Here is a 243-nt window from a genome sequence, read left to right as displayed (position 1 = left end):
CTCATTAGCTGTTCCGGACGCGTAATGCGATCCCAGTAGCGGCTAACTGCACGGAAAGCGTCATTGGTGCTCAACGTCAGATCGTGTTCTTGTTCAACCTGTTGCAAAACCGGGTCGGGTTGACGAGATGCGTACACATCGCCCGGCAGCAAAAGCAGTGGAATACGGTTAGCCGTCGCGGTCGCCGCTGCGGTGATCATATTGGCGGCCCCTGGCCCCACTGAGGAGGTGCAGGCATAAATC

General features: G+C 57.2%; 1 protein-coding gene. It reads right to left on the bottom strand.

The genetic code is table 11. The annotated features are described in order from the left end of the window. Nucleotides 1-243: thiamine pyrophosphate-binding protein (locus tag ACLJNW_RS27920; RefSeq protein WP_410961849.1), on the bottom strand; the 243-nt coding region annotated here is incomplete at both ends.

The sequence above is a fragment of the Salmonella sp. SAL4457 genome (assembly GCF_046548235.1).
Lineage (GTDB): Bacteria > Pseudomonadota > Gammaproteobacteria > Enterobacterales > Enterobacteriaceae > Salmonella > Salmonella enterica.
The sequence above is the reverse complement of the archived record's forward strand: the minus strand, read 5'-3'. Positions and strand labels throughout refer to the sequence as shown.